This is a genomic window from Bradyrhizobium sp. P2_E8, assembly GCF_056403875.1.
On the sequence record NZ_JBFUES010000820.1, the window covers coordinates 1 to 3,443 of the forward strand.

Sequence of the window (3,443 nt, forward strand, 5' to 3'; positions counted from 1 at the left end):
GAGCAGGATGATGTTGCCCATGAGGTTGTCGGGGTCCATGAAGCGCGTGGCGTCGTTATGGGCCATCAGCGACAGCAGGTCGTTGCGCGGCGCGGAGTTGACGCGCTCGTTCCACAGCCTGGACATGTAGGCGTAGCATTCGTCCATCTCGCGGCGGCGCTCTTCGGCCGAGGCGACGATGCCGCTCTTGGGCAGTGCGGTGGAGACGTCGGACCAGCGCGTCAGCTTGCGCCGTTCCTCCCAGGGAAAGTCGAACAGGGTCGCCAGCATCTGCGTCGTCAATTCGATCGAGACGCGCTCGACGAAATTGAAGGTCTCGTTGCGCGGCAGATTGTCGAGCACGGTCTGCGAGCGCTGGCGGATCAGCTTCGCCAGCTCGTCCAGATGCGTCGGCGTGAACATCGGCGACACGGTCTTGCGCTGCGCCGAATGCCGCGGCTGGTCCATCGCGATGAAGCTCGGATAGTCGTAGCCTTCCGGCACGTCGCGGATCGAGATGCCGCCGAGCGTCGAGTCGGAGGAGAAGAGGCCGTGATTGGTGTCGACATGCATGATGTCGTTGTATTTCACCACCGACCAGTAGGGCTCGATCGGGGCGTTGGTGCAATAATGCACCGGCTCTTCCTTGCGCAGCCGCTCGAACCACGGCCACAGCGTGTCGTCCTGGAACAGGCGTGGCGCGCCGGGGTGGAACTGCGCGAGCGGGGTCGCGTAGGCCTCCTCGCGAGCCTTGCGCATGCGTTCGGCCTTGYCCACTTTCACCGGCGTCTGGATGTTCATGGTCGTGGCTCCAGTTGTCGCTCTTCTTCCGCCTCTCCCCGCACTTGTCCGCCGAAGCTTTAGCGAAGGCGGATGCGGGGAGGGGAGGTCTCCTACGCCGTAATCTTGACCGGCAAGGTTTCAAGACCCTTTACGAAACTCGAATAGACCCGCTTGGGTTCGCCGACCACGTCGATATGGTCGAAGCGCTTGAGGATCTCTTCCCAGATAATCTTGAGCTGGAGTTCGGCAAGCCGCAAGCCGACGCAGCGGTGGATGCCGAAGCCGAAGGAGAGATGCGTGCGCGGGCGGGCGCGGTCGATGATGAAATCGTATGGCTTTTCGATCGCCTCCTCGTCGCGGTTGCCCGAGACGTACCACATCACGACCTTGTCACCTTTCTTGATCTGCTTGCCGCGGAACTCGAAGTCGGACAGCGCGGTGCGGCGCATATGCGCGAGCGGCGTCTGCCAGCGGATGACTTCCGGCACGAAACTGTCGAGCAGATCAGGATTCTCGCGCAGCTTGCGATATTGTTCCGGATGCTGGCTCAGCGCGTAGATCGAGCCCGACATGGTGTTGCGGGTGGTGTCGTTGCCGCCGACGATCAAGAGGACGAGATTGCCGAGGAAGTTCTTTGCGTCCATGTCGCGCGTCGCCGCCCCATGCGCCATCATCGAGAGCAGATCGCTCTTCGGCGGCTGCTCGATGCGCTCCTTCCAGAGCCGCGCGAAATAGCCGGCGCATTCGGTCAGCTCGGCCTGCCGCTCGTCTTCGGTGGCGACGAGGCCGTCGGGGCCGGGAATGGTGGTGGCGACGTCCGACCAGCGCGTCAGCTTGCGGCGATCCTCCCAGGGGAAGTCGAACAGCACCGCGAGCATCTGCGTGGTGAGCTCGATCGAGACGCGATCGACCCAGTCGAACACCTCGCCGCGCGGCAGATTGTCGAGGCACTCGGCCGAGCGGGTGCGGATGCTGAGCGCGAGATTGTCCAGATGCGTCGGCGTGAACATCGGCGCCACGGTCTTGCGCTGTGCCGCATGGCGCGGCGGGTCCATCGAGATGAAGCTTTCGCGGCGCAAATCCGGATCGATGTCGCGGATGGTGATGCCGCCTAGGGCCGAGGCCGAGGAGAACACCGAATGGTTGGTCTCGATCTCCATGATGTCGTTGTAGCGCGTCACCGACCAGTACGGCCCGAACATCGAGTCCTTGCAGTAATGCACGGGGTCTTCACGGCGCAGGCGGTCGAAATAGGGCCAGAACGTATCGGTCCTGAACAATTCAGGATCGCCCGGATCGAATTGCTCCAGCGGCAGTGACGTGGCGCGCTCGCGCAATGCATCGAGCTTTGCCGTGCTTTCGATGGTCCCGTGCATGACCGCTCTCCCTGACATGAACCGCGCGTTCTCGTTGAATTCTGCGCTGCGGTATTTGATTTGCAATTACAGCCGGTTGTCTGCGTCGGGGCAAGGGCGAGTTTTGCCACATCCAACCTTTGGGTGAGGTGCGTAGCCCGGATGGAGCGGAGCGAAATCCGGGATTCGGGCCGCCAATCAAGCTGTCCCGGATTACGCTGCGCTCCATCCGGGCTACGGATCAGCAACTGTCACGCAGATGTGTCAACGTGATCTCCCGCACGCGGATCGACGGAGAAACGTGCCAGAAATCGACGGGAAACGAGGTAAATCGAACCCGCCCATCTTGGGGATCGACCAATCCCTGATCTATAGTTTGACCGCAACAGGCCAACATCCCGAGGTTGCCGCCGTGAACGACATGCAATGGGCCCCCATCGGTTCCGAACCCGTCCCGCCGCCACTGCCGCCCACGCGGGTCGACTTCGCCGGCGACCGCTCCGTCTTCCGCAAGATGGTCACCAAGGGTGCCATGCTGGAGCTGGTCACTTTCGGCTTCTACCGGTTCTGGCTCGTCACCGACATCCGCCGTCACCTGTGGTCGAACACGTCGATCGACGGCGACGCCGCCGAATATACCGGCCGGGGCAAGGAATTGCTGATCGGCTTCCTGTTCGCGCTGGCGATCCTGGTGCCGATCTATCTCGCCTATTTCCTCATCGGTATCGAGTTCGAGCGCTGGCAGGGCTTCGCCTCGACGCCGCTGTTCATCAGCTTCTACGCCTTCGGCCAGTTCGCGATTTTTCGCGCGCGGCGATATCGCCTCACGCGCACGGTCTGGCGCGGCGTGCGGTTCTGGATGGACGGCTCGGGCTGGACCTATTCGTTCCGCGCGATGGCGTGGGGCCTGCTGGTGTTCCTCACCCTCGGCCTGGCGCTGCCGTGGCGCGAGGCTTCGCTCGAACGCTACAAGATGCAGCACACCCATTACGGTGATCTCTCCGGCGATTTCGAAGGCGATGGCTGGACGTTCTTCAAGCGCGGCTGGTGGCTGTGGCTGCTCAGCCCGATCGCGATGGTCATCTTTCCGCTCGCCCCGTTCTTCTATGCCGAGTTCAAGGCGCGCGAATGGCGCTGGTGGCTCGACGGCATCCGCATCGGCGGCGTCAGCCTCTCCTCGGAGCTGCCGCATGATGCATTCTACGGCCTGTACTGGAAGGTGATCGGCTGGTGGATGCTGCTCTCGATCATTTTCGCCGCCTATCTCGGCGGCGCCACCATGCTCGTCGTCAAGCTGAGCGGCCTTCCGGTCGAGCAGGTGTTCGG

3 protein-coding genes are annotated in these 3,443 nt (G+C 62.8%); 1 reads left to right on the top strand and 2 read right to left on the bottom strand.

From position 1 onward, the window contains the following. Both AC1D00_RS32440 and AC1D00_RS32445 read right to left on the bottom strand, forming a co-directional pair. Window positions 1-780: cytochrome P450 family protein (locus AC1D00_RS32440; protein WP_477013473.1), on the bottom strand; the 780-nt coding region annotated here is incomplete at its 3' end. A gap of 92 nt (window positions 781-872) precedes the next feature. Further along, complete coding sequence (locus tag AC1D00_RS32445) at window positions 873-2,138, bottom strand: cytochrome P450 (RefSeq protein WP_135177502.1); 1,266 nt, start codon at window positions 2,136-2,138, stop codon at window positions 873-875. 391 nt (window positions 2,139-2,529) lie between these two features. Between AC1D00_RS32445 and AC1D00_RS32450 the strand changes: the two genes are divergently transcribed. Continuing rightward, on the top strand, window positions 2,530-3,443 hold a 914-nt coding region (locus tag AC1D00_RS32450; RefSeq protein ID WP_477013474.1), incomplete at its 3' end, for a YjgN family protein.